The sequence below is a fragment of the Virgibacillus sp. AGTR genome, assembly GCF_016919725.2.
GTDB classification, from domain to species: domain Bacteria; phylum Bacillota; class Bacilli; order Bacillales; family Amphibacillaceae; genus Virgibacillus; species Virgibacillus salarius.
Window position 1 is genome coordinate 1 of sequence record NZ_JAJERH010000073.1, and the last position, 21,562, is coordinate 21,562.

The following is a 21,562-nucleotide window of genomic DNA, read 5'->3' on the forward strand; positions in this document are numbered from 1 at the left end:
TTAGTGATAAGGACTGAGCGAATTTTGCTCCGTTTTTTTTTATTTCAGTTACCCCGCATATCACTCCCACACCTCAAGGAATAAAGTGAAAGCAATATGGATAAGTGGGGATCAACTGTCCGATTGGGTTCCAAGGTCTTTAGGTCATCTCCTTGTGGTAGGGAATAAACAAAATACCATGGATTGAATTACTTTATTATAATAACTAATCCATCAAAAGCTTAAGCAAATCTGCGGTAGAAATATTGCTTAAGCTTAAGGGGACATATTGCCATAGTTTTTAGTTACCAGGAGGACGGTTACGTTTATATTTGTTTTGATTCTTCATTTCATTCAATTCTTGTTTACTTTTATTCTTCGTTTTTGTCTTATCTTTAGCCATTTTTTTACCTCCTTTCGAGTTAGTTTGGCTTAGTTAGTTAAAATCATGTGTATCTTTATAGTTGTTTTGCTAGAAGAGGAATTTATCACGTAATTGGCTACGTAAGTTAATTATATGGATGCATAAAGTTAAGCAACACAGCAGTAAAGGAAATTTGCGATTGTGCTTGAAGAATGCTATAATTCAGAAAAATGGCTATATATGATATACTAAGTTAAGCATGTTTTGTGCCTAGTATGTAATGGATGCGAATTATTCCTGGACTGCTGTTAAGCCTTTATCCCGCATATAACTGGCAGTAAGCTCCCACTTTAAGCAATAAAGTGCAACCAATATAGAGAAGTGAGGGGTCAACTGCCAGTAAATGTCCTTTTGGTTCAAGGGCCTTTAAGTCATACCCTTGTGCTGCTAACCATCAGTGGAAGCTAAAACAACCCCAACTGATTGAAGTTTCATTTAATAGTTCATCTAAAAAAATGTAAGGGTTTTCATTATTTTGGCCTAAGTATGGTAGCTTATTGAACAAGCGCTCAATCATTTGATTGATAAAGATAAAGGCTGTTCCATACTGCCCCAAATATTTAATTGCAAAGGGGAGATCGATCCTTGATGAAACCAGAATTAGATACGGTTGAAAAGTGGATGAATACAAAGCCAACAACAATTGATCCATTAATGGAGGTTCATGAAGCGCTAAAGCTCTTAAGAAATTTGAATGAAACGGAGCTTCCAGTTACTCAAGACGGTCATTTGTTAGGGATTTTACGATTGCAGGATATTATTGTCCTAATGAATGAAAAAGGTGATAAATCTCACCAACAGACAGCAAATGTTATGACGAATTCATTCGTGAGGCTAAACAAAGATACAGTACTACAGGATATTCGTGAATTACCAGGCTATATCGTAAGTGATGAAAGTGGAAAGTTAGAAGGGGTTCTTACAGAGAAAGAATTGCTTTTATATCACAAAGAGTTGACTCAAAAGGTGAAAAAAACAGAGGATTTGATGAAATGGTATGAGCTTATTTTTAATACCGCATACGAGGGGTTAACGGTTGTAGATGAGAATGGGGTTATTCAGTTATTTAATGAGGCGTATAGCCGTTATGTTGGAGTTCCTAAGGATGCAGCAGTTGGTCAACATGCGTCTAACGTAATAGATAATACGAGATTACCTGTTGTATTAAAGACGGGTGTACCAGAGCGTAGTCAGGCACATCGCTTACAAGGTCAGGATTTGGTGGTACATCGTATTCCTATTTGGAAGGATAATAAGATAATCGGAGCAGCAGGAATTCTTGTTTACGAAGGGTTAACGGAAATTCAACAAGTTATCCAACGCATGGAACAATTACATAAACGAGATGAACATAATTATCAGCTCAAGCAAGTAAGTAATTTTTTAGATAGTGCCATAAACTTTGAAGATATACTAGGGGATAGCCCAGCTATTTCTAATGCTAAAAAGATTGCCAGGAAAGCTGCCAGTTCCAAGGCTACCGTGCTTATAACTGGTGAAAGTGGTGTAGGAAAGGAGCAGTTTGCTAAGGCTATACATTATGCTGGAGATACGAAAGCCGGAGATTTTATAAGTGTTAATTGTGCTGCTATTCCTGAGGGGTTAATGGAATCGGAATTATTCGGTTATACAAAAGGAGCATTTACTGGAGCCGATAGAGAAGGAAAAGCTGGAAAATTTGAATTAGCGCATAATGGTACTATTTTTTTAGATGAGATAGGCGATATGCCTTTACGGATGCAAGCTAAAATATTACGAGTTCTTCAAGAGAAAAAGGTAGAGAGGGTGGGAGGAAATCAACCAATCCCCTTAAATTTTCGGTTAATCACTGCTACAAATAAAAACTTAACCCAAATGGTACATGATGGTAAATTTCGAGAAGATTTATACTATAGACTTTATGTAATCCCTATCGATATTCCGCCATTAAGAGAACGGAAAAACGATATTCCTATCATAATAGCCCATAAATTACAGCAATTGGCTAAAGTTTATCAGGCAAATGTAAAAACAATTGATCAACAGTTATTGAAGTTGATGTACAAGTATGACTGGCCTGGAAATATTCGTGAGCTTATGAATATTTTAGAGCGATTATTTGTTTTAACAGATGGAGAACATATTTCATTTAATGCATTACCAGAATTTCTTCATATCGAATTACAGAAAGAAGGTACGCTTGCACCTGTTCAAAGTCTAAAAAAAAGAAGAGAACTTTTAGCTGAAGCTTCAAAGGAAGAACAGGAGTTAATTAAACAAACGTTAGAACAAGTAAAGGGGAACAAATCACAGGCAGCTAAATTATTAGGTGTGTCTCGAGCCACCTTATATAATAAAATTTCCCGATATGCATTAGACAAAAATTATAATACATAGGATCACAGGGGGAGTAGCTGTGATCTTTTGTTATAGACTAAGAAATTATAAAATTTGCCAGGTGGATAAATATGGACGTGTTGAGCTGCGTGCAGTTTCAGCACCCAGATAGTAGGCGACTTCACGAATCGCTCTAAGATAAGTTATCACCGACTCACAAGCTCACCGTGATTCCTTTATCTCCGTTGACTTGCTCCAGTCGCTACGTTTCTAATCGCGCACTTACGCTTTGGTTATATATATTAGTTAAAACTGTTAACCAAGTAGGGAGGACTTAATTGTTAATATGTATGTGCAATTGTATAGACATGTAACACTTTTTGCCATTGTTTTTACAGGTAGACACACTGAAAAAGTTGGCATGGAAATTGCATTGTAGAGGTGAAGGGGGAAAGGTACATGGAAAAAACAGAATCAACACATCACCATCCTATATTTCCACATGAATCGTCTAGTAGCTTCGAAAATCATTCAGATGAGGAAGAACTTTTTGCGAAAACAATTGATAAATTTGTATTAGAACAAGTGAACCCAGATATGGAGAAGCTGGAAGCGCATGATTATAAAGTAGCTAGAGAGCTATTTAAGTATGCTGGTGATTTAGGGTTATTAGGTGCGGATGTTCCTGAAGCTTATGGTGGATTAGCAATGGGCAAACGAACTGCTGGACTTATTGCAGAAAAAATGGGGTTTGCTGGATCATTTAGTGTATCTTTTAATATTCATTCCGGAGTAGGTACCTTGCCATTTGTTTATTACGGAACGGAAAGTCAAAAGCAAAAATACCTTTCTAGAATCATATCGGGTGAATGGGTAGGCGCCTATGCCTTAACGGAACCAAATGCTGGGTCTGATGCTCTTTCGGCGAATACAACAGCTAAAAAGGTAGCAGACACTACAGATTGGGTATTAAATGGAGAGAAACAATGGATAACTAATGCTCATATTGCAGATGTATATGTTGTATTTGCAAATACTGATCAAGGAATGACGGCATTTATTATCGAAAGATCCACACCAGGAGTAACTATTGGTCCAGAGGAAAAAAAGCTTGGAATTAAGGGTTCTTCCACAGCAACGGTTATTTTAGAAGATGTTCGAATTTCTGAAGATCAAGTATTAGGTGAAATTGGAAAAGGACATCATATCGCATTAAATATTCTAAATCTAGCTAGATTAAAACTCTCCTTCGCAAATATTGGAACCTCAAAGCAGGCTTTGAGAATTGCTATTGGCTATGGCAAAGAGCGTAAACAATTCAAGCAATCAATTATACAATTTGGCATGATTCAAGAAAAAATAGCGAATATGGCTATCGCGATATATGGTGCTGAAAGCTCTGCTTATTACACAGCAGATAGAATAGATCGGTTAGACAAGGAAAACGATGAAAGCGTCTTAAAAAATCTCTCGGCATATGCAATGGACTGTTCAGTGAATAAGGTAGCTGCTTCCGAAGTATTAGACTATGTTGTGGATGAGGCTGTACAAATTCATGGCGGCTATGGGTATATGCAAGAGTATGAGGTAGAACGAATTTATCGTGATGCTAGAATCAATCGAATTTTTGAAGGTACTAATGAAATAAACCGTTTGACGATAGCTAAATCATTTCTCAAAAAGTATAGTCAATTCAAGTCAACGATTGAAGAAGAACTCGTGAATGGTTCAAGCAATAATCTGTTTGTACGTTATGCAAGTAAAATAGTAAACATCATTATGAATGCGCTTTCTAATACGTGCGATTTGCGCAATCTAAACCAAGTATATGCTCGCATTTTAGCGGATTGTGTGAAGGAGCTATACGTTATGAAGGGCTCCCATATAAATTCAGAGGTTATTCAAAAGCATCAGCAATTTAGGAAGAAAATGACTGAAATATTATGTGAAGAAAGCTATTATCGATTGGAGAGCAATGCCATCGTACTCATTTCATCTATTTGTTCTGAGGAGGATAAAGAGCAATTAATTAACGAAATTAATGCATTCCCTGTTATGCATACAAATATAATTACAAAGAAACAAGAAATCGCTAATGAAGTTATTGAGAAAAATGGTTATTTCTTGGGGTAACGTAGTAGATAATTCACGTTGAATCTCTGGTTGTACATTCAAAGGGGAGTGAATCTTCTCTATTTTATAAAGAAATGAGGGATATCATGAATAAAATTGGGTTTATCGGTTTAGGTAATATGGGACTACCAATGTCAAAGGGGTTAATAAGATCAGGATTTCATGTAACGGGGTATGATCTAAGTGAAACAGCGGTCCTTAAATTGAAAGAGCAAGGTGGGGAAATAGCCTCATCTATTTCAGAGGTTGTAGCAAGCAGTGAGCTGATTTTTACAAGCCTACCGTCATCAAAAGCAGTAGAAGAAGTCTACTTAGGTGAAGATGGACTTATTGAGTATAGCGATTCGAGTAAATTATTAGTAGATACTAGCACTGTCGCACCTGAACTTAATCAAAAAATTGCGGAGGCTTGCAAGAAAAAAGAAATTCATTTTCTTGCTGCTCCTGTAAGCGGTGGAGTAATTGGAGCAGAGAATCGAACACTTACTGTGATGGTCGGTGGGCCTACAGAAGTTTATAACCTTGTGCTACCTGTACTCGAGGTACTAGGCGAGAATATTTTCCATGTAGATGAGCAAATAGACAGTGGAACAACTGTTAAATTGATTAATAATCTATTAATTGGTTTTTATACCGCAGGAGTTAGTGAAGCTTTGCATATTGCTAATAAGAAAAACATTGATCTAGACGACTTGTTCTCTATGCTAAATGTTAGCTATGGGCAGAGTAGGATCTATGAACGAAATTACCAAACCTTTATTGCTAGCGACGATTACAAACCAGGATTTTCCTTGAAATTGCTTAGAAAAGATTTGGAGTTTGCGATGGATGTTGCTGATGCGAATCAGTTAGATTTACCAATTAGTAAATCATTACTAGAACTATATAAATCGGTTGAAAAAGAAGGATATGGCGAAAAGGATATGGCTGTACTTTACCAACGGGTAAAAGAACAATCAAGGAAGAAGGAGGCAACAAAATGATTTCTTCGGAAGTGAAAGTGATGAAGAATTATATTGGGAATAAGTGGGTGGAATCGAGTGGACGAGAAATGGTTGATATTCCAAATCCTGCAACAGGAGAAACGATAGCACAAGTAGCATTATCTGAAAAAGAAGATGTTGATCGAGCAGTAGCCGCTGCGAAGGAAGCATATGGGCATTGGTCTACTGTTCCAGTACCAAATCGTGCCCGATATTTATTTCAATATCTTCAACTACTAAAAGAACATAAAGCAGAATTAGCTAAGATTATTACGTTAGAAAATGGAAAGTCATTGCGAGACGCTGAAGGAGAGGTTCAGCGTGGGATAGAGGTTGTAGAGTTAGCGACTTCTACACCTAATTTAATGATGGGAGATGCTCTTCCAAGTATTGCAAAAGGGATAGACGGGTCGATTTGGCGTTATCCTCTTGGAGTTGTTGCTGGTATTACCCCATTCAATTTTCCAATGATGGTACCGCTTTGGATGTATCCTTTAGCAATTGCTTGCGGAAATACTTTTGTATTAAAAACGTCAGAACGTACCCCGATCTTGGCTGAACGACTTGTTGATTTATTTTATCAATCTGGTTTTCCAGAAGGGGTGTTGAATCTTGTTCATGGTGCAAAAGATGTAGTTAATGGTTTATTGGACCACCCGGATATCGAAGCAATTTCCTTTGTTGGTTCAGAGCCAGTGGCGAAACATGTGTATCAAACAGGCACAGCCAACGGCAAGCGTGTTCAAGCACTTGCTGGTGCGAAAAATCATGCCGTTGTTATGCCTGACTGTGACTTAGAGAAAACAGTTCAGGGTGTCATTGGTGCCGCATTCGGCAGTAGTGGGGAACGTTGCATGGCTTGTTCTGTTGTAGCAGTTGTTGATGATATAGCAGATGATTTCCTTGATTTGCTTACTTCAGAAACAAAAAAGTTAAAAGCAGGAGATGGAATGGATGAATCAACTTTTGTTGGCCCAGTTATCCGTGAATCGCATAAGGAAAAAGTAATTAGTTATATCGATTCGGGAGTAGAAGAGGGGGCCGACCTGCTCGTGGATGGTCGCTATATTGAAGAAGAAACACCAGATGGTTATTATGTTGGTGCAACGATTTTTGACCACGTGACGCCGAATATGAAAATATGGCAGGATGAAATTTTTGCACCTGTGTTAAGCGTTGTCCGTGTAAAGGATTTAGAAGCTGGAATAGCATTAACGAACCAATCAAAATTTGCGAATGGGGCGGTTATTTATACATCAAGTGGTAAGTATGCACAAATCTTTCGTGAGAAAATAGATGCTGGAATGGTTGGGGTAAATGTGAATGTGCCAGCACCAATGGCTTTCTTTGCCTTTGCAGGAAACAAGGCGTCTTTCTATGGAGATTTAGGAACCAATGGAAAAGACGGGGTACAATTTTATACAAGAAAAAAAGTAGTAACGGAACGGTGGTTTTAAAAACCTAGGCTGTTAGAAAATTTGTTTTGATTCGGCAGCAAACGTTTAGAACCAGCAAAAGCCGAACGATTCGACTGGGTGGTTCCCCCTCAGTAGTTAGATTTTTTACTCTAATTTTCGGGGTTGTACCAAAACGTTTCGAATGATAGTTCGGCTTTTGCATTAACTATTTTATCAAACTACTAATCTGGTTAATCTATTGTAAAGAATGATTGAACAACCGTTGATGATACATCAGATAATTGTTGATAATGATACTGCGGATTTTTGTCTTTATCAATCACAACGGACCGGACACCTTCGTAAAAATCTTCCGTCTTCAAAAAGTTTTTAGCAAGGATTAAATCTGTCTCCAGGCATTCCTCCAAGGTTTTATTTTGTCCTTTAATAATCTGATTTAAGGTGACTTTAAGGGAAATAGGCGATTTAGTTAACAAGAGTTCTTTGGTACGACTAGCAAATTCACTACCATCTGATTCTAGTGAATTGATAATTTCTTCAACAGTTTCATAAGAGAAATGCTGATCAATTTTAGCTTGCTTAGACGCTAACTCCCCTTCTTGTAAAGAAACTGTTTCACAAGTTTTTAGTAGGTGGTCAAGCCTTGCCATTTTATCTTCCTCTTGATACCAATTCGTTTGCATAATTTGAGTTTCAAGAGAATCTAATTGATCACTGGAAACAGCAGCATCAGCTCCATTGGCATAGAGTATGTCAGTAGCAGTGATAATAGTTGCTGTAAGCGCTAAATACCTTCCGATATAACCTGGAGCTTTATTCAGGAAGTAAGCCGCACCGACATCTGGGAAGAAACTTATATTCATTTCAGGCATTGCCCATTTGCTACGCTCAGTTACAACACGGTGGCTAGCCCCATAGGAAAGTCCTACTCCGCCACCCATAACAATACCGTCTAGAATAGCTAGTATTGGTTTGGAGAAACTAGCAACTAATTGATCGGTTAGGTATTCTTCTGTAAAGAATGTAATCGCTTGTTCATAGCTTTCTTGATTATTCTTGGCTTGATATAATGTTTTAATATCTCCACCAGCACAGAATCCCTTTGGACCTGCTCCCTTCATAATTACAATACAAATAGTGTCATCTTGCTCCCATTCCGTTAATTTTTTACGAATTGGAACGAGCATTTCATAGTTTAGTGAATTAATAGCTTTTGGGCGGTTTAATGTAATCGTTGCAACGCCATTATGATTTGTTGAAAATAATACTTCTTCTTCCACGCTAACAATCTCCTTTGCTCGATTATTTATGATGAAAGGAAGGTTTCCGTTTTTCAACGAAAGCCTGTACACCTTCTTTGGCATCTTCTGTTAGAAACAGCTCTGCAAATTTTTGCTTTTCTCTTTTTAATCCTTCTTCAAATGGTTCATGAATACCTTTTACAATACTTTGTATTGCTCTAGTAACACTTGCCATACTATTTCCTTCAGTAAAGGAATTTGCAATTGTTAAAGCAGTAGACATCAGTTCTTCCGCAGAAACAGTTACTTGGATAAGACCATGTTTAACAGCCTCTTGACTAGCTATATGTTTTCCGGAAAGAATTAAGTCTAGTGCAGTAGCCATATTTGTAATTCTAGCGAGTCGTTGTGTTCCTCCGAATGATGGTATTAATCCTAATTTTACTTCTGGTAGCCCGAGTTTTGCTTCATTAACGGCAATGCGAAAATGACAGCCCATTGCTAATTCTAAACCTCCACCAAGTGCTGGCCCATTAATGGCAGCAATTACCGGCTTTTTTAGTTGCTCGATGTCATTACAAAGTTGTTGACCTAACTCTGACATCTGTATTCCTCTGTCGTAATCTCCCATAGCAGGTACAAATTCTTTGATATCTGCACCGGCAGCAAAAAATTTACCAGAACCAGTTAAAATGACAGCGTGTACATTTTCTGCATCGGCTAATTGCTTAAAAGCTGATCGTAATTCTCCAATAGTTGTAGTAGATAATGCGTTAGCCGGTGGATTATTCAGCTCTACCACGGCTATATTGCTGTTATAAGTTATTTTAATGTACTTGAATTCCATCGTAAATACCCCCTATATTTCATTTCCCTTTCATAATTATGTAGCAAAAAGTATGCCAATTTATAAGTAGCAAAGAAAAGGGGAAACGAATTTGCAAACTGTATACATGTATATACATGTATACAAAAGATGTAGTCTTACACAAGATTTTAACGTACTTCCGAAAGAAGTCTCCATCTTCAAGCTTGTGAAGGGCGTAGCCCAACGGTAAGGGGGAGATGAATTTCGGTTGGGCGACATCCCAAAGGCTTTTTTTCCTTTTTGCTCAACATGGTATAATCAGTCTTATAAAGTATAAGGATTGATATAAAAATGAAATTAGACAGTAATAATCATTCAGTGTTCTTGATGTATTACCATCTTGTGTTTGTTGTGAAGTATCGAAGGAAAGTAATAGATGATACCATTTTCAGACTATGCTAAAGATCAGTTTGTGTCGTTGAGTGGAAAATATAATATCACATTAGTCGAATGGAACCACGATATTGACATATTCATATTTTGTTCAGAGCACAACCCAACAGTGAATGATCGAAATTCATCAATGCCTATAAAAGTGCCAGTCCAAGACTTATCAAGAGGGATTTTCCTCATGTTCGTAAAAAGTTATGGAAAGAAATGTTTTGGTCAAGAAGTTTTTGTTTGTTGACGACTGCGGTTCGCCTATTGAAGTAGTAAAAAAATAGATTGAAAATCAAAGGATAAAGTGAGGTGATTTGATATGGCTAAACAAAATAAAGCGTACAAGTTTAGAGTGTATCCAACAGATGAACAGGCTTTGGTTATACGTAAAACCTTCGGTTGCGTTCGCTTTGTCTATAACAAAATGTTAGCAGAACGAAAAGAAACGTATGAAAGCCTAAAAACTGATAAAGAAGCATGGAAAAAGGTAAAACATCCTACTCCTGCCAATTACAAAAAAGAATACCAATGGCTAAAAGAAGTCGATTCATTAGCGTTGGCAAACGCTCAACTAAACTTAGATAAGGCATATAAAGCCTTCTTCAAAGGGAATGCCAAGTTCCCAAAATTCAAAAGCAAACGTCATAAACAAAGCTACACAACGAATGTCGTCAATAGAAATATTCAGTTGTTGGATGGTCATATCAAATTACCTAAATTAAAAATGGTCAAAATCAAGCAACATCGAGCAATTCCTTCGGAGTACAACATCAAATCTTGTACCTTGTCTATGACTTCATCAGGAAAATACTATATTTCGATTCTTACAGAGTACGAGAAGGAGATAAAAAGGAAGGAAATTGAAAAAGTTGTTGGCTTAGATTTTTCAATGGATGGGGAATGTTCACTTCTTTCTTACAGTACAAACTAAAAGAACAAGGGAAACAACTTATCAAAATTGATAAATGGTTCCCATCTACCAAAACTTGTTCGAGTTGCGGAAATACCCAACCAATGCCTATAGAAATTAGAACTTACGCTTGTTCGTGTGGGCTAAATCTCGATAGAGATTATAATTCAGCGCTTAATATCAAAAAAGAAGGCATTCGCTTATTAGCAAGTGCCTAATGAAAATATAAACTCTTGGAACAAGAGGGTTAGCTTGGTCCATTTCGTCAGCTACCAAAAGTGGCGATTACCCAAGAAGCCCCACTTCAAGCAACCCGTAAGGGTGGTAAGTGGTGGGAGTAGTTCACAAATAAGATGGTAAGCTAATGCTCTACAGTTATAGGTAAGGTTTTTCCGCGTAGAGAGAGCTTTTATAATCATAAGTTTAAAACAATAACTGATAATCGAAGGGGGATAAGATGACAATTTTAAGAGGAACTAGAATATCAGGGGCGAACAAACGAGCAATTTATACGATGAAAAATAGTTTGTTTAACCATAATAAATATCTATGAAAGAGGTATGATAAAAAGGATAATAGGACAAGGTTAGAAATTAAAGAAAACCCGAACTATAATCCGAGTATGAATATTCGGATAGTAGTTCGGAGGTTTATTTCATATTCCAATGAAAAGACAAAATTGTTATTCGACTATTATGTCTCTATACCAAATTAGTTTTGCACTTTATCTACGATCCTGTAATTTTCATGAGCCACTACCGTATTAGGAAAGCTATGACTAATTTTTTGCAAATTACTTGACGACGAAATATCAACGATAATGCTCCGTTTACAACTTGATGGTAATACTTGTCCCTTAAGAATATAGTTATCTTTTACAAACTCAATAACATCTCCTGGTTTTGCCTTTTTTTTATCTGGTTTAAACATAATTATTCCTCCATTCATTAGATGAAAGCTGCTATTTAAAAAGTCTTGCGAAAGAATCCTTCTTCATTTCGTACTTCTCTCCGGGAGTTAGTTCATATTTTAATCGCTCAATCTGTTGTTTGAGTTTATTAATTTCTTCTGACTGTTGTTCTGCGATTTTTGCTCGCCTAGCTTGTTCTTCTTGTAAAGCTAGTATCGACTTCTCTTGGTTTGCAACATTGGATACTGTCAGTCCAATTGTTTGCATAACTGTCAAGATGTTTTCTTTGTAGCTTCCTTGATCAAATGCTTGCTGTACATCTTCAATGGTGCTTTCTACCCTAATTGGAAAGCTTCTATCTGCTAATCTTTTTTCAATGTCAGTTTTATTATATTGCTGGTACTTGCATTTTTTTATGAATTTCAAAACGTCAATTGCTTCCGGAAGATAATACATGTCATCTTGCTGTTGTGTCTTTGGTACGTACATGTTAAATTCCTCAATCCAGGTTGATGCAGTGTGCTTTGGAACACCGACAATGTGAGACAACCCATTTAGACTAAGCAATTCCATTGTTTTTCACCGTCTTTCTAATATAATCAAAATAGTTAGTTGGCTGTGCTTAGATGGAAGCACACTACTAATAGTAAACAAAGAAGATGGAATGAGTATGTGATAAATGTGGAATAATTGAGGAAAAATGAAAAGCTAAAATGTGGTCCGATAAAGAGGCTGAGACAAAACAATGAAGAAACAATAAAAAACGAACGCTAATTAGTTTAAAATAATTATCTTTTCGCTTTTTGATTATAATCATTCATTTAGCACCTGAAATAAGCGAGACTCCGGCAGGAACAGCACGAGTCCGAAGCTCCTCCTATTGATAACATGATTATTCGTATTTTGAGTAAAGAAGTTGTGTTTTGTCCCAGCCTCAAAATCAATCAACTATTGATTCAATTCATCAATGCATGCTTGAACTAATGTAACTCCTTGGCTCATTGAAGGGCCACCACCAAAAGCAGCAGCTACACAAATCGCATTGAGAATTTCATCTTCTGTGCAACCTTGGTCTAAGCAACCTTTAGTATGATAAATAATACAATATTCATCTTGGGCATGGATGCTAATACCTAGCGCCATTAATTGCTTCATTTTTTTAGATAATGCACCTTCTGAGAAGCATGCTTCTGTAAAGGATGTATACGTCTTCGTAAATTCAGGCATTTTTTCGGTGAATTTCCCAACACCTTCTTTGTATTCAATTAATTTAGTCTTAATAGAATCCATTCTCTCCAACTCCATTTCGTTAGATTTAATCATGATGGTAGTATGAGCCAAATACGTAAAGATAAACCAAAATATAATGAAAGGAAGAAACTTCCTTCTACTTCGATCTAGTTGCTCAATTAATGCTGAAAGAATAAATGCAGTGATGATATTATAACGATTGGTTCGCTCTTTATATAAGCTATTTTATTGAACAGACCCCTCATTTAGGTTAGTATTCATTTGACTTTCACTGAATTTTTATAATATACTTTATTCAACAAAGTTGAATGAAATGAAACTTGGTCTAATATAGATATAATGAATGATCTTTTAACCTATAATTATGAAAGCGCATACTTTTTGTGCACTGAAATGATCAGGATGGCATACAGTGATAATAATAACCTTATCGTAAGTAGGTTCTATAAAAATCCATTTAAAAATTGGAGGGGGAAGCATGTGTCAGTATCCTAAACATGTCCAGTTAAAAGAGGTTGGTCCTAGGGACGGATTGCAAAATGAAAATGTATTTATTGATACCGATGATAAGATAAAATGGATCAACATGCTATCTGAATCTGGTGTGAAGGAAATAGAATATTCATCCTTTGTACATCCTAAGTGGATTCCTGCCTTGGCAGATGCGCGTGACGTTGGAAGAAGGATAAAGCGAAATCCAAATGTGTCCTACTCTGCACTAGTTCCTAATTTAAAAGGTTTAGAGCATGCGCTGGAAACAGGAATTGATGCAGCTTCCGTCTTTATGTCAGCTAGCGAAACACATAATCAAAAGAATATTAATAAATCAATAGATGAAACCTACCCAGTCTTGAAAAAAGTTATTCAAGAGGCAAAGACTGCTGGGAAATTCGTAACCGGTTATATATCTACCGTTTTTGATTGTCCATATGAAGGAAGAATTTCTCCAGAACAAGCGGTCGCAGTTTGTGATCAATTATTTGATTATGGTGTTGATTCGATTTCGTTAGGAGATACGATTGGCTCTGCAGTTCCAAGTCAAGTAGAAGCATTATTAGATTACGTCTTATCTCGTTATTCTCAAGAAAAAATTATTATGCACTTTCATGATACTAGAGGAATGGCAATCGCAAATATCATGACATCAATCCAATATGGAATTACTCGCTTTGATAGCTCTGTTGGTGGATTAGGGGGTTGTCCGTATGCAAAAGGCGCAGCTGGTAATGTCGCTACGAATGATGTCCTTTATTTGCTACATGGGTTAGGAATTGAAACTGGAATAAAAGAAGAAAAAATTCAACAAGCAGCTTTATATATTCAAGATAAATTAGGCAAGAGACTTCCTAGTAAAGCACTCGCTTACCAATTGAGTAATTTCAAGAAGACCGTGTAAAGTAAGAACAAGGGCAAAACAAAAGAAATTCTGATAAAATCCCTAAACTACTATAACGCTAATAAAATATTCTTGAATAGTAGTTTGGAGTTTTATCGTGAAATGGTAAACATTCCTATCGAGATAAAATCGTTAGTCAATCTGAACAAAACATATGAGTGGCTCTGAAGCTTCACGTTGCTAAATAAAATATGAGTAGCAGTGTTAGCTGAGCCCACAAAAGAACCCTATAACTTAAATTGTGATGAAAGAAAAATTTATGGCGCATATAACTGGCAGTAATACCCCCACTTCAGCAATAAAGTGAAATCAATAGTGGTAAGTGGGGGATAAACAAACACACTTTCACTTAATCGCCTTTCGATATTTAAATTCGCCCCCCTATGATATTTTATTTAGGTTTATTTGCTTACTAACGATACTAGACCCTTACCTCCTATGACCTCACTGGTTGTCACAGTCTTGATCCGAGTCATTTCCTTTGTGTTGGTTAGAACTAAAGGAATGATCGTACTACTTGCTTGTTCCTCAACTATATCAAAATCGATTAACTTACCTCCAGCGGAAACATTATCACCTTCTTTCACATAGAAAGTGAATCCTTTCCCCTTTAGTTGAACTGCTTCTAGACCAATATGAATCAATAGTTCAACACCGTTATCTGTACGCATCCCAAGAGCATGCTTAGTAAGGAAGACCTGAATGATTCTCCCATTAACTGGAGATAAAATAATTCCATTTTTTTTGGGTTAAAAGCAATCCCATCACCCATTATTTTTCGGGAAACACAGGATCAGGTACTTCTTCTAAACCAATTACATTTCCGTCTACCGGTGCATAAAGATTGATATTTTGAGGCGCTACTTTATTCTTACAGTTTTTTTAACAGTGTTTTCCCCATCCTTGCTTAAGTTATCGTAAAAATAGTGTTTAGGTACTTGACCTTCTTTCAATTCTACTATACTATGTTTATATAAATAATGCAAACGTTTGCACTAATGATGCATGGAGCATTTCAGTTCAGATCAGTATGTATAATTACTATATTCATGGAATGAAAGTGTTTACATTCATCTCCTTTGCTATCTTTTTATAAGGAAAATGAATAGGTTTATTTACGAAAACGTTTGCATCAAAATTGGGATGCTAAAGAAATTTGAGGAGGGAAAACAGCATGAAGAACATGTTTTCATTTGATTTCTGGCAAAAGCTTGGAAAAGCATTGTTAGTCGTTGTTGCGGTTATGCCTGCTGCTGGAATCATGATTTCATTAGGGAAAGTAATCGGCATGACAATGAACGATTTTTCATTTTTGCTAGTGATTGGCCGAGTAATGGAAGATATCGGGTGGGCAATTATTAATAACTTGCATATTTTATTTGCGGTAGCCATTGGTGGCTCATGGGCTAAGGAAAAAGCTGGCGGAGCCTTTGCAGCATTACTAGCGTTTATTTTGATAAACCGAATTACTGGTGTGGTATTTGGAGTAACTAGTGATATGTTCACTGAACCCAGAGCAACAGTAAATTCTTTATTTGGAAGTGAATTAATCATTGATAATTATTTTACTTCTATATTAGGTGCACCCGCGCTTAATATGGGAGTATTTATTGGGATTATTTCTGGATTTGTAGGTGCAACGATTTATAACAAATATTATAATTTCAACCGCTTACCACAAGCTCTCTCATTCTTTAATGGAAAACGCTTTGTACCCTTTGTCGTTATTCTTTGGTCTGTAATTATTGCACTCATTATGTCTGTTTTATGGCCATTTATTCAGGGGGTAATTAATGAATTTGGTATCTGGTTGGCGAATTCAAAGGATTCAGCACCATTTCTAGCACCTTTCGCTTTTGGAATGCTGGAGCGTTTGCTTTTACCGTTTGGATTACATCATATGTTGACAGTACCGATTAATTATACAGAGCTAGGTGGAACCTACACGATTATGACAGGTGCATCTGTAGGAGAAGTAGTTGCAGGTCAGGATCCACTTTGGCTTGCTTGGGTTTCAGATTTAGTAAACCTGCAAGCAGCTGGAGATATGCAAGCATACAACAGTTTATTACAAGAAGTGACACCGGCAAGGTTTAAGATGGGGCAAATGATTTTATCAAGTGCCGTTTTAATTGGTGCTGCACTTGCAATGTATCGTAATGTGGATAAAGATAAGCTAACAAAATATAAATCAATGTTTTTCTCTGCAGGACTAGCTGTATTTATTACTGGTGTAACGGAGCCGATTGAATTCATGTTTATGTTCGCAGCACCTTTATTGTATTTTGTATATGCGGTAATTGCTGGTTTAAGCTTTGCGATGGTTGATTTAATTGATTTGAGACTACACTCGTTTGGACTAGTTGAATTAGCCACACGACTACCGATGGCAATAAACGCTGGTCTTGTTGGAGATATCATTAACTTTGTCATTACCTGTATCGTTTTCTTTGTAATTAGCTATTTCTTATTTAACTTTATTATTCAGAAGATGAATCTTCCCACTCCTGGACGTGCTGGAAATTACTCAGATGATGATACGACTGTTGAAAAAGATAAGGAAAAACAAAATTCTTCTATTCATAAATCAGCTGGAGATAACGAAATTGCAGAAATTATTCGGTTGCTTGGTGGTCAGGAAAATATTCTCGAAGTTGATGCATGTATGACTAGATTACGTGTATCGGTTAAGGATGTAGCTGATGTAGCGTCAGAAACGGATTGGAAAAAGACTGGAGCTATGGGGCTAGTGAAAAAAGATTCAGGCGTTCAAGCAATATATGGTCCAAAAGCCGACGTTCTAAAGTCAAAAGTACAGGATTATTTGGAGGATAACCAATGAAGCTATTGACACTTAACTGTCATTCTTGGCAGGAGGCGGATCAATGGAAAAAGCTGGACATACTTGCCGCTGTAATTCATGAGCAATCCTATGATGTAGTCGCTTTACAGGAAGTAAGTCAATCGATCACTGCAGAAATGGTTAAAGGTAAGTTAAAAGCTAATAATTTCGGGTTTTTGCTTGTGCAAAAGCTGAAGGAATTAGGATCGATGTATGACTATGAATGGGATATTTCACATATTGGTTATGAGTGTTTCGAGGAAGGGGTAGCTTTGTTAACAAAGCACCCTGTTCTCCAGCGTGAATCATTCTTTGTCAGTTGCAGTCAAGATACATCTTATTGGAAAACACGTAAAGTAGTTGGAATGACGGTTAATTATAAAGGTATATCAACTGCATTTTACGCTTGTCATTTAGGCTGGTGGCAGGATGAAGAGGAGCCTTTTCGTTCCCAAATGGATCGGTTAGTTGCACGAATTAATCATGAAAGACCACATTTTTTAATGGGTGACTTTAATAATCCGGCGGGGATTGCTGGTGAAGGGTATGATTATGTTCAGGACTTTGGCTATTTTGATACGTATCAACTAGCTAAACATAAGGATTCTGGTGTAACGGTTCTAGGTGAGATTGCAGGCTGGGAAAATCATTCAGATAATAAGCGAATTGATTTTATTTTTTCCTCTAAAAAGGTAGAAATTCTTACGTCGAGAGTTATTTTGAATGGTATTAATAAACCAGTGGTATCCGATCATTTTGCAATCGAAGTCAATGTAGCTGACTGGTAGACTACATTATATGTTAACAATTGAACAATGAAGGAGTATACAATGATGAAAAAAGTATGGTGGAAAGAAGCGGTTGCCTATCAAGTATATCCTCGTAGCTTTATGGATGCTGATGGGGATGGAATTGGAGACATTCAAGGTGTTATTTCCAAATTAGATTATTTAGAGGGATTGGGTATTGATGTGATTTGGCTTAGTCCTGTCTATCAATCACCAAATGATGACAATGGTTATGATATTAGTGACTATCAAGCGATTATGTCTGAATTCGGTACAATGAATGACTTTGACCAGTTATTAGAAGAAGTTCATCAGCGGGGAATGAAATTGATTATGGATCTAGTAATCAATCATACATCTGATGAACATCCGTGGTTTATAGAATCTAGGTCTTCAAAAAATAATCCCTATCGTGATTATTATATTTGGCAAGAAGGTAAAAATGGAACCGAGCCAAATAACTGGGAATCTATATTTGGTGGTTCTGCTTGGGAGTATGATGACAGAACAGAAAGTTATTATTTGCATGTCTTTTCTCGGAAACAGCCAGATCTGAATTGGGAAAATCCAGCAGTACGCCAATCGTTGTATAGCATGGTTAATTGGTGGCTTGATAAAGGTATTGATGGTTTTCGTGTTGATGCGATATCCCATATCAAAAAAGTACCTGGTTTCCCAGATATGCCAAATCCAGATAACAGAAAATATGTTCCGTCATTTGCAGGTCATATGAATCGAGAAGGAATTCATGTATTTTTACAAGAATTAAAAAATGAAACCTTTGATCAATATGACATTATGACTGTTGGAGAAGCGAATGGCGTCACGATGGAGGACGCTGCACTTTGGGTTGGCGAAGAGAAGGGTAAATTTAATATGGTCTTCCAATTTGAACACTTGGATCTTTGGGGGAAAAGTATTACTGGTGGATTAGACATCCATGCCTTAAAAGAAACATTAACTAAATGGCAAAAGGGGCTTGAGGGAGTCGGCTGGAATGCATTATTCCTCGAAAACCATGATCAGACTCGTTCCGTTTCGAGTTGGGGGAATGATGATGAATATTGGAAGGTTTCGGCAAAGGGATTAGCTACGCTATATTTTCTTATGCAGGGTACACCATTTATTTATCAGGGACAGGAAATAGGGATGACAAATGTTCAATTTCCAGCGATTGAAGATTATAACGATGTGGCTATGAAAAATCTGTATGCTGAAGAAATTGAAAAAGGCACAAGTCATCAAGAAATCATGGAGATCATTTGGGAAAAAGGAAGAGATAATTCGAGAACGCCTATGCAGTGGAATGGCAAGGAAAATGCTGGTTTTACAACAGGACAACCTTGGATGAAGGTCAATCCGAATTATAGAAGAATCAATGTTTCCGATCAACTGGCTGATCCAACATCCATTTACCATTATTACAAACAATTGATACACATTAGGAAGCAATATTCTGCATTTATTTATGGAAGTTACAACCTGGTCTTAGCAGATCATGATCAGGTGTATGGCTATACCAGAACGGATGGAGATCAGCAAATGTTAATTCTTGTGAATTTATTTGAAGAAGAAGCTGATGTCAACGTGACAGAAACTCTGATAGTTTCATCAGCAAAGTTGTTAATCAGCAATTACGATGTAGAGAACGAAGAGCAACTGAAGAATATGGTTTTAAAACCATATGAAGCAAGAGTTTATCGCCTATATAATTGGCAGTAATATCTCCACTTCAAGCAATAAAGTGAAAACAATATGAATAAGTGAGTGATCGACTGCCACTGCCAGTAAATGTCCGAATGGTTCAAAGGGATTTAGGTCATATCTTTGTGGTACTAACATCAGTGGAGGAACAAAAATCCCCCATTTTACTTTATACGTCTTTCAGTAAGTAACATCACCCTCTAAACCATTCAGCAAACGATTCATCAACTCGGTGATCAAGGAGACTTTGACATTTCTTCTCAGGAAGGAGACTTGCCTCCATCTATACAATAGGTTGTGGCCAGTCTCCTCTTCCTTTTCCTATTAAATAAAATATGCTACTATTAAGTACAAAGCTGCTGCAATACCTACGCCTATGGATACAATTTTTAATTTATACTGTGCATATTCGACAAGAGGAACTTCTAGAATAGATGCCGTTGTAATGGTAGTGTCGCCTAGCGGAGAGGTCATTGCTCCAAATGAACCGCTTGCAAATACGGCACCAACTGTCATCGGTAATGAAGCTCCTGTTGAAGTTGCCAGAGCAATCCCCAGTGGCATAAATATTCCCCATGTTCCAAAGGATGAACCTAGGAAATAGCTGACAGCTGAACCTACTAAAAAAACAATAGCTGGAATAGTAAATGCAGGAAGAAAACTGCCAATTGTCGCCTCGATAAATTTGGAAAACCCAAGGTCTTCTGCAACAAAAGATAAGGACCATACTAGTACCAGAAGAATAATTGCCTCCATGAGTTGGTTTCCACCATCATAAAAGTGGTAAATGGTTTCACTTAGTTTTTGGTCCCTTAACATATAGAAAATAAACGTGATGATGAGTGTAATAAATACGGCAAGTAAGATAACAAAGGTAGCATCCGCTTTTGCAAAGGCATTAAATATTCCGGTAGCTCCTTTTTCTACGCCGTTTTGCCATAATAAAAATAAGGTTAGACCAAGCAATAAAAACAAAGGAACAATTAAATTCCAAGGCTGCGCTTTCACCATGGATAGCTCTTTTTTAATTCCTATGCGGTGATGTTCATCTGTCTGTTGCATGTTTTGATCTTTGTTGGTTTGCTTTTTGCTGGGCTTGGACCAGAATGTCCTAATTAGTCCAATGATCAGCATTACAATTGCAAAAAAGTTAAATGGAATACTGTACAAAAATACTTGATAGGCATCTGCTTCCAGATTATGTTTTTGAATTCCCCCTTCAATAAGGGAAACCATGAAACCGACGAAAGCAGTGGCAGCTGGTAATAATACGATAACGGAACTGGTGGATACATCCATCGTGAACCCTACTTTCCAGTGAGACATGTTCACCTTTTTAAGTAAGGATTTTACCACGGGTCCAATCATCATTATTCGAAACATCGGCATCATAAATGTAAAAGGTAGGGTCAACCAGATGACAACTAGAAGTCCTCGTTCGGATTGAATTTTGTCACCAACCCACTCAGAAAATCCTTTAACTCCTCCAGAAATTTGCATCATACCAATCAATCCGCCAAATAAATATAAAAAGGCGATAATATTAATATTCCCTGGATCTGCCAATGTCGTTATGAGATAGTTTACGGCTTCTTTTGTTCCGTTTAATACGCTGAATTCTAACAGAAAAGCACCTACAAGGAGTCCCAGCACTAGTCCAGGAAGAAGTCTTTTTTGCCATATAGCTAAAGCAATAACAATAGTAAAGGGAATGAGGGAGAACCAGGTGTGATCCATCGTACAGCCTCCTCTAAATGGATGGTTTGATATCTAGTATAAGGTTGAAAAAATGAATAAAAGCTATAATTACCATTTGTAAAAAGTCGATTTTTCATACGTAGCTTTTGCAGAAAGACATAATCACTACATGCTTCCTCATAATAGGTGAATCTGTTGATTATTAGATGTCAATAAAGCTATTAGAAAGGGTGAAATGGACAGCAGTTATTAAATAGTGTGAGGAATCTTTTGCTATTTTTTAATAGAATTGCTATGATAGTTTTAATTATTTAAATAAT

General features: G+C 36.9%; 15 protein-coding genes and 2 pseudogenes. 10 read left to right on the top strand and 7 right to left on the bottom strand.

The window, feature by feature from the left end:
• Positions 1-991: 991 nt before the first annotated feature.
• The 4 genes from JUJ52_RS18940 (at position 992) to JUJ52_RS18955 (ending at position 7,292) form a co-directional block, all read left to right on the top strand.
• Complete coding sequence (locus tag JUJ52_RS18940) at positions 992-2,779, top strand: sigma-54-dependent Fis family transcriptional regulator (RefSeq protein ID WP_226983669.1); 1,788 nt, start codon at positions 992-994, stop codon at positions 2,777-2,779.
• Positions 2,780-3,178: 399 nt separating this feature from the next.
• Positions 3,179-4,852 (top strand): acyl-CoA dehydrogenase family protein, encoded by a 1,674-nt coding sequence (locus tag JUJ52_RS18945; protein WP_026682952.1) that lies wholly within the window; start codon positions 3,179-3,181, stop codon positions 4,850-4,852.
• Positions 4,853-4,938: 86 nt separating this feature from the next.
• Positions 4,939-5,835, top strand: coding sequence for an NAD(P)-dependent oxidoreductase (locus JUJ52_RS18950; protein ID WP_026682951.1), 897 nt, complete (start codon positions 4,939-4,941; stop codon positions 5,833-5,835).
• Entirely contained in the window at positions 5,832-7,292 is a 1,461-nt protein-coding gene (locus JUJ52_RS18955) for a CoA-acylating methylmalonate-semialdehyde dehydrogenase (RefSeq protein ID WP_026682950.1), read from the top strand. The genes JUJ52_RS18950 and JUJ52_RS18955 overlap by 4 nt, the downstream gene beginning before the upstream one ends.
• 191 nt (positions 7,293-7,483) lie before the next feature.
• Here JUJ52_RS18955 and JUJ52_RS18960 read toward each other — a convergent pair whose 3' ends face one another.
• A complete protein-coding gene (locus JUJ52_RS18960; protein ID WP_026682949.1) occupies positions 7,484-8,533 on the bottom strand; it encodes an enoyl-CoA hydratase/isomerase family protein in 1,050 nt (349 codons plus the stop codon).
• Positions 8,534-8,555: 22 nt separating this feature from the next.
• On the bottom strand, positions 8,556-9,341 hold the full coding sequence (locus tag JUJ52_RS18965; RefSeq protein WP_026682948.1) for an enoyl-CoA hydratase-related protein: 786 nt from the start codon (positions 9,339-9,341) through the stop codon (positions 8,556-8,558).
• 348 nt (positions 9,342-9,689) lie between these two features.
• Here JUJ52_RS18965 and tnpA point away from each other — a divergent pair.
• A pseudogene (gene tnpA, locus JUJ52_RS18970) lies at positions 9,690-10,016 on the top strand (IS200/IS605 family transposase).
• A gap of 46 nt (positions 10,017-10,062) precedes the next feature.
• Positions 10,063-10,871 (top strand): annotated as a pseudogene (locus JUJ52_RS18975) (RNA-guided endonuclease TnpB family protein).
• A gap of 493 nt (positions 10,872-11,364) precedes the next feature.
• Here JUJ52_RS18975 and JUJ52_RS18980 read toward each other — a convergent pair.
• From JUJ52_RS18980 to JUJ52_RS18990, 3 genes are all read right to left on the bottom strand, one after another.
• The gene (locus tag JUJ52_RS18980; RefSeq protein WP_026679800.1) at positions 11,365-11,583 is read right to left on the bottom strand and encodes a DUF2187 family protein; all 219 of its coding nucleotides are present in this window, start codon (positions 11,581-11,583) and stop codon (positions 11,365-11,367) included.
• A gap of 31 nt (positions 11,584-11,614) precedes the next feature.
• Entirely contained in the window at positions 11,615-12,136 is a 522-nt protein-coding gene (locus tag JUJ52_RS18985; RefSeq protein WP_026679801.1) for a MerR family transcriptional regulator, read from the bottom strand.
• A gap of 375 nt (positions 12,137-12,511) precedes the next feature.
• Positions 12,512-12,868, bottom strand: a complete 357-nt coding sequence (locus JUJ52_RS18990) for a carboxymuconolactone decarboxylase family protein (protein ID WP_205389690.1) — start codon at positions 12,866-12,868, stop codon at positions 12,512-12,514.
• 424 nt (positions 12,869-13,292) lie between these two features.
• On the opposite strand from JUJ52_RS18990, the gene JUJ52_RS18995 reads away from it, so the two are divergent.
• Positions 13,293-14,210 carry a hydroxymethylglutaryl-CoA lyase gene (locus JUJ52_RS18995; RefSeq protein ID WP_205388892.1) on the top strand — a complete coding sequence of 306 codons (918 nt, stop codon included), beginning with the start codon at positions 13,293-13,295 and terminating at the stop codon, positions 14,208-14,210.
• Between the two features lie 401 nt (positions 14,211-14,611).
• Here the strand turns inward: JUJ52_RS18995 and JUJ52_RS19000 are convergent, their stop codons facing one another.
• Positions 14,612-14,944 (bottom strand): PTS sugar transporter subunit IIA, encoded by a 333-nt coding sequence (locus JUJ52_RS19000; RefSeq protein WP_228089105.1) that lies wholly within the window; start codon positions 14,942-14,944, stop codon positions 14,612-14,614.
• 440 nt (positions 14,945-15,384) lie between these two features.
• Between JUJ52_RS19000 and JUJ52_RS19005 the strand changes: the two genes are divergently transcribed.
• The 3 genes from JUJ52_RS19005 to JUJ52_RS19015 are packed head-to-tail and all read left to right on the top strand — an operon-like array spanning position 15,385 to position 19,562.
• Positions 15,385-17,052, top strand: a complete 1,668-nt coding sequence (locus tag JUJ52_RS19005) for a PTS transporter subunit IIBC (protein ID WP_026679804.1) — start codon at positions 15,385-15,387, stop codon at positions 17,050-17,052.
• Positions 17,049-17,840: an endonuclease/exonuclease/phosphatase family protein gene (locus tag JUJ52_RS19010; RefSeq protein WP_205388891.1), complete on the top strand. Its 792-nt coding sequence runs from the start codon at positions 17,049-17,051 to the stop codon at positions 17,838-17,840. The genes JUJ52_RS19005 and JUJ52_RS19010 overlap by 4 nt, the downstream gene beginning before the upstream one ends.
• A 45-nt stretch (positions 17,841-17,885) precedes the next feature.
• Positions 17,886-19,562: a glycoside hydrolase family 13 protein gene (locus JUJ52_RS19015; RefSeq protein ID WP_034678361.1), complete on the top strand. Its 1,677-nt coding sequence runs from the start codon at positions 17,886-17,888 to the stop codon at positions 19,560-19,562.
• A gap of 306 nt (positions 19,563-19,868) precedes the next feature.
• Here the strand turns inward: JUJ52_RS19015 and JUJ52_RS19020 are convergent, their stop codons facing one another.
• A complete protein-coding gene (locus JUJ52_RS19020) occupies positions 19,869-21,281 on the bottom strand; it encodes a Na+/H+ antiporter NhaC family protein (protein ID WP_205388889.1) in 1,413 nt (470 codons plus the stop codon).
• Positions 21,282-21,562: the final 281 nt, after the last annotated feature.

Bases quoted from the DNA above. Each gene is read 5' to 3' on its own strand.
- JUJ52_RS19010 (WP_205388891.1), top strand. From the start codon at position 17,049: ATGAAGCTATTGACACTTAACTGTCATTCTTGGCAGGAGGCGGATCAA.
- JUJ52_RS19020 (WP_205388889.1), bottom strand. From the start codon at position 21,281: ATGGATCACACCTGGTTCTCCCTCATTCCCTTTACTATTGTTATTGCT.
- JUJ52_RS18945 (WP_026682952.1), top strand. From the start codon at position 3,179: ATGGAAAAAACAGAATCAACACATCACCATCCTATATTTCCACATGAA.
- JUJ52_RS18940 (WP_226983669.1), top strand. From the start codon at position 992: ATGAAACCAGAATTAGATACGGTTGAAAAGTGGATGAATACAAAGCCA.
- JUJ52_RS19015 (WP_034678361.1), top strand. From the start codon at position 17,886: ATGAAAAAAGTATGGTGGAAAGAAGCGGTTGCCTATCAAGTATATCCT.
- JUJ52_RS18965 (WP_026682948.1), bottom strand. From the start codon at position 9,341: ATGGAATTCAAGTACATTAAAATAACTTATAACAGCAATATAGCCGTG.
- JUJ52_RS18990 (WP_205389690.1), bottom strand. From the start codon at position 12,868: ATGGAGTTGGAGAGAATGGATTCTATTAAGACTAAATTAATTGAATAC.
- JUJ52_RS18995 (WP_205388892.1), top strand. From the start codon at position 13,293: ATGTGTCAGTATCCTAAACATGTCCAGTTAAAAGAGGTTGGTCCTAGG.
- JUJ52_RS18955 (WP_026682950.1), top strand. From the start codon at position 5,832: ATGATTTCTTCGGAAGTGAAAGTGATGAAGAATTATATTGGGAATAAG.
- JUJ52_RS18950 (WP_026682951.1), top strand. From the start codon at position 4,939: ATGAATAAAATTGGGTTTATCGGTTTAGGTAATATGGGACTACCAATG.
- JUJ52_RS18985 (WP_026679801.1), bottom strand. From the start codon at position 12,136: ATGGAATTGCTTAGTCTAAATGGGTTGTCTCACATTGTCGGTGTTCCA.
- JUJ52_RS19005 (WP_026679804.1), top strand. From the start codon at position 15,385: ATGAAGAACATGTTTTCATTTGATTTCTGGCAAAAGCTTGGAAAAGCA.
- JUJ52_RS18980 (WP_026679800.1), bottom strand. From the start codon at position 11,583: ATGTTTAAACCAGATAAAAAAAAGGCAAAACCAGGAGATGTTATTGAG.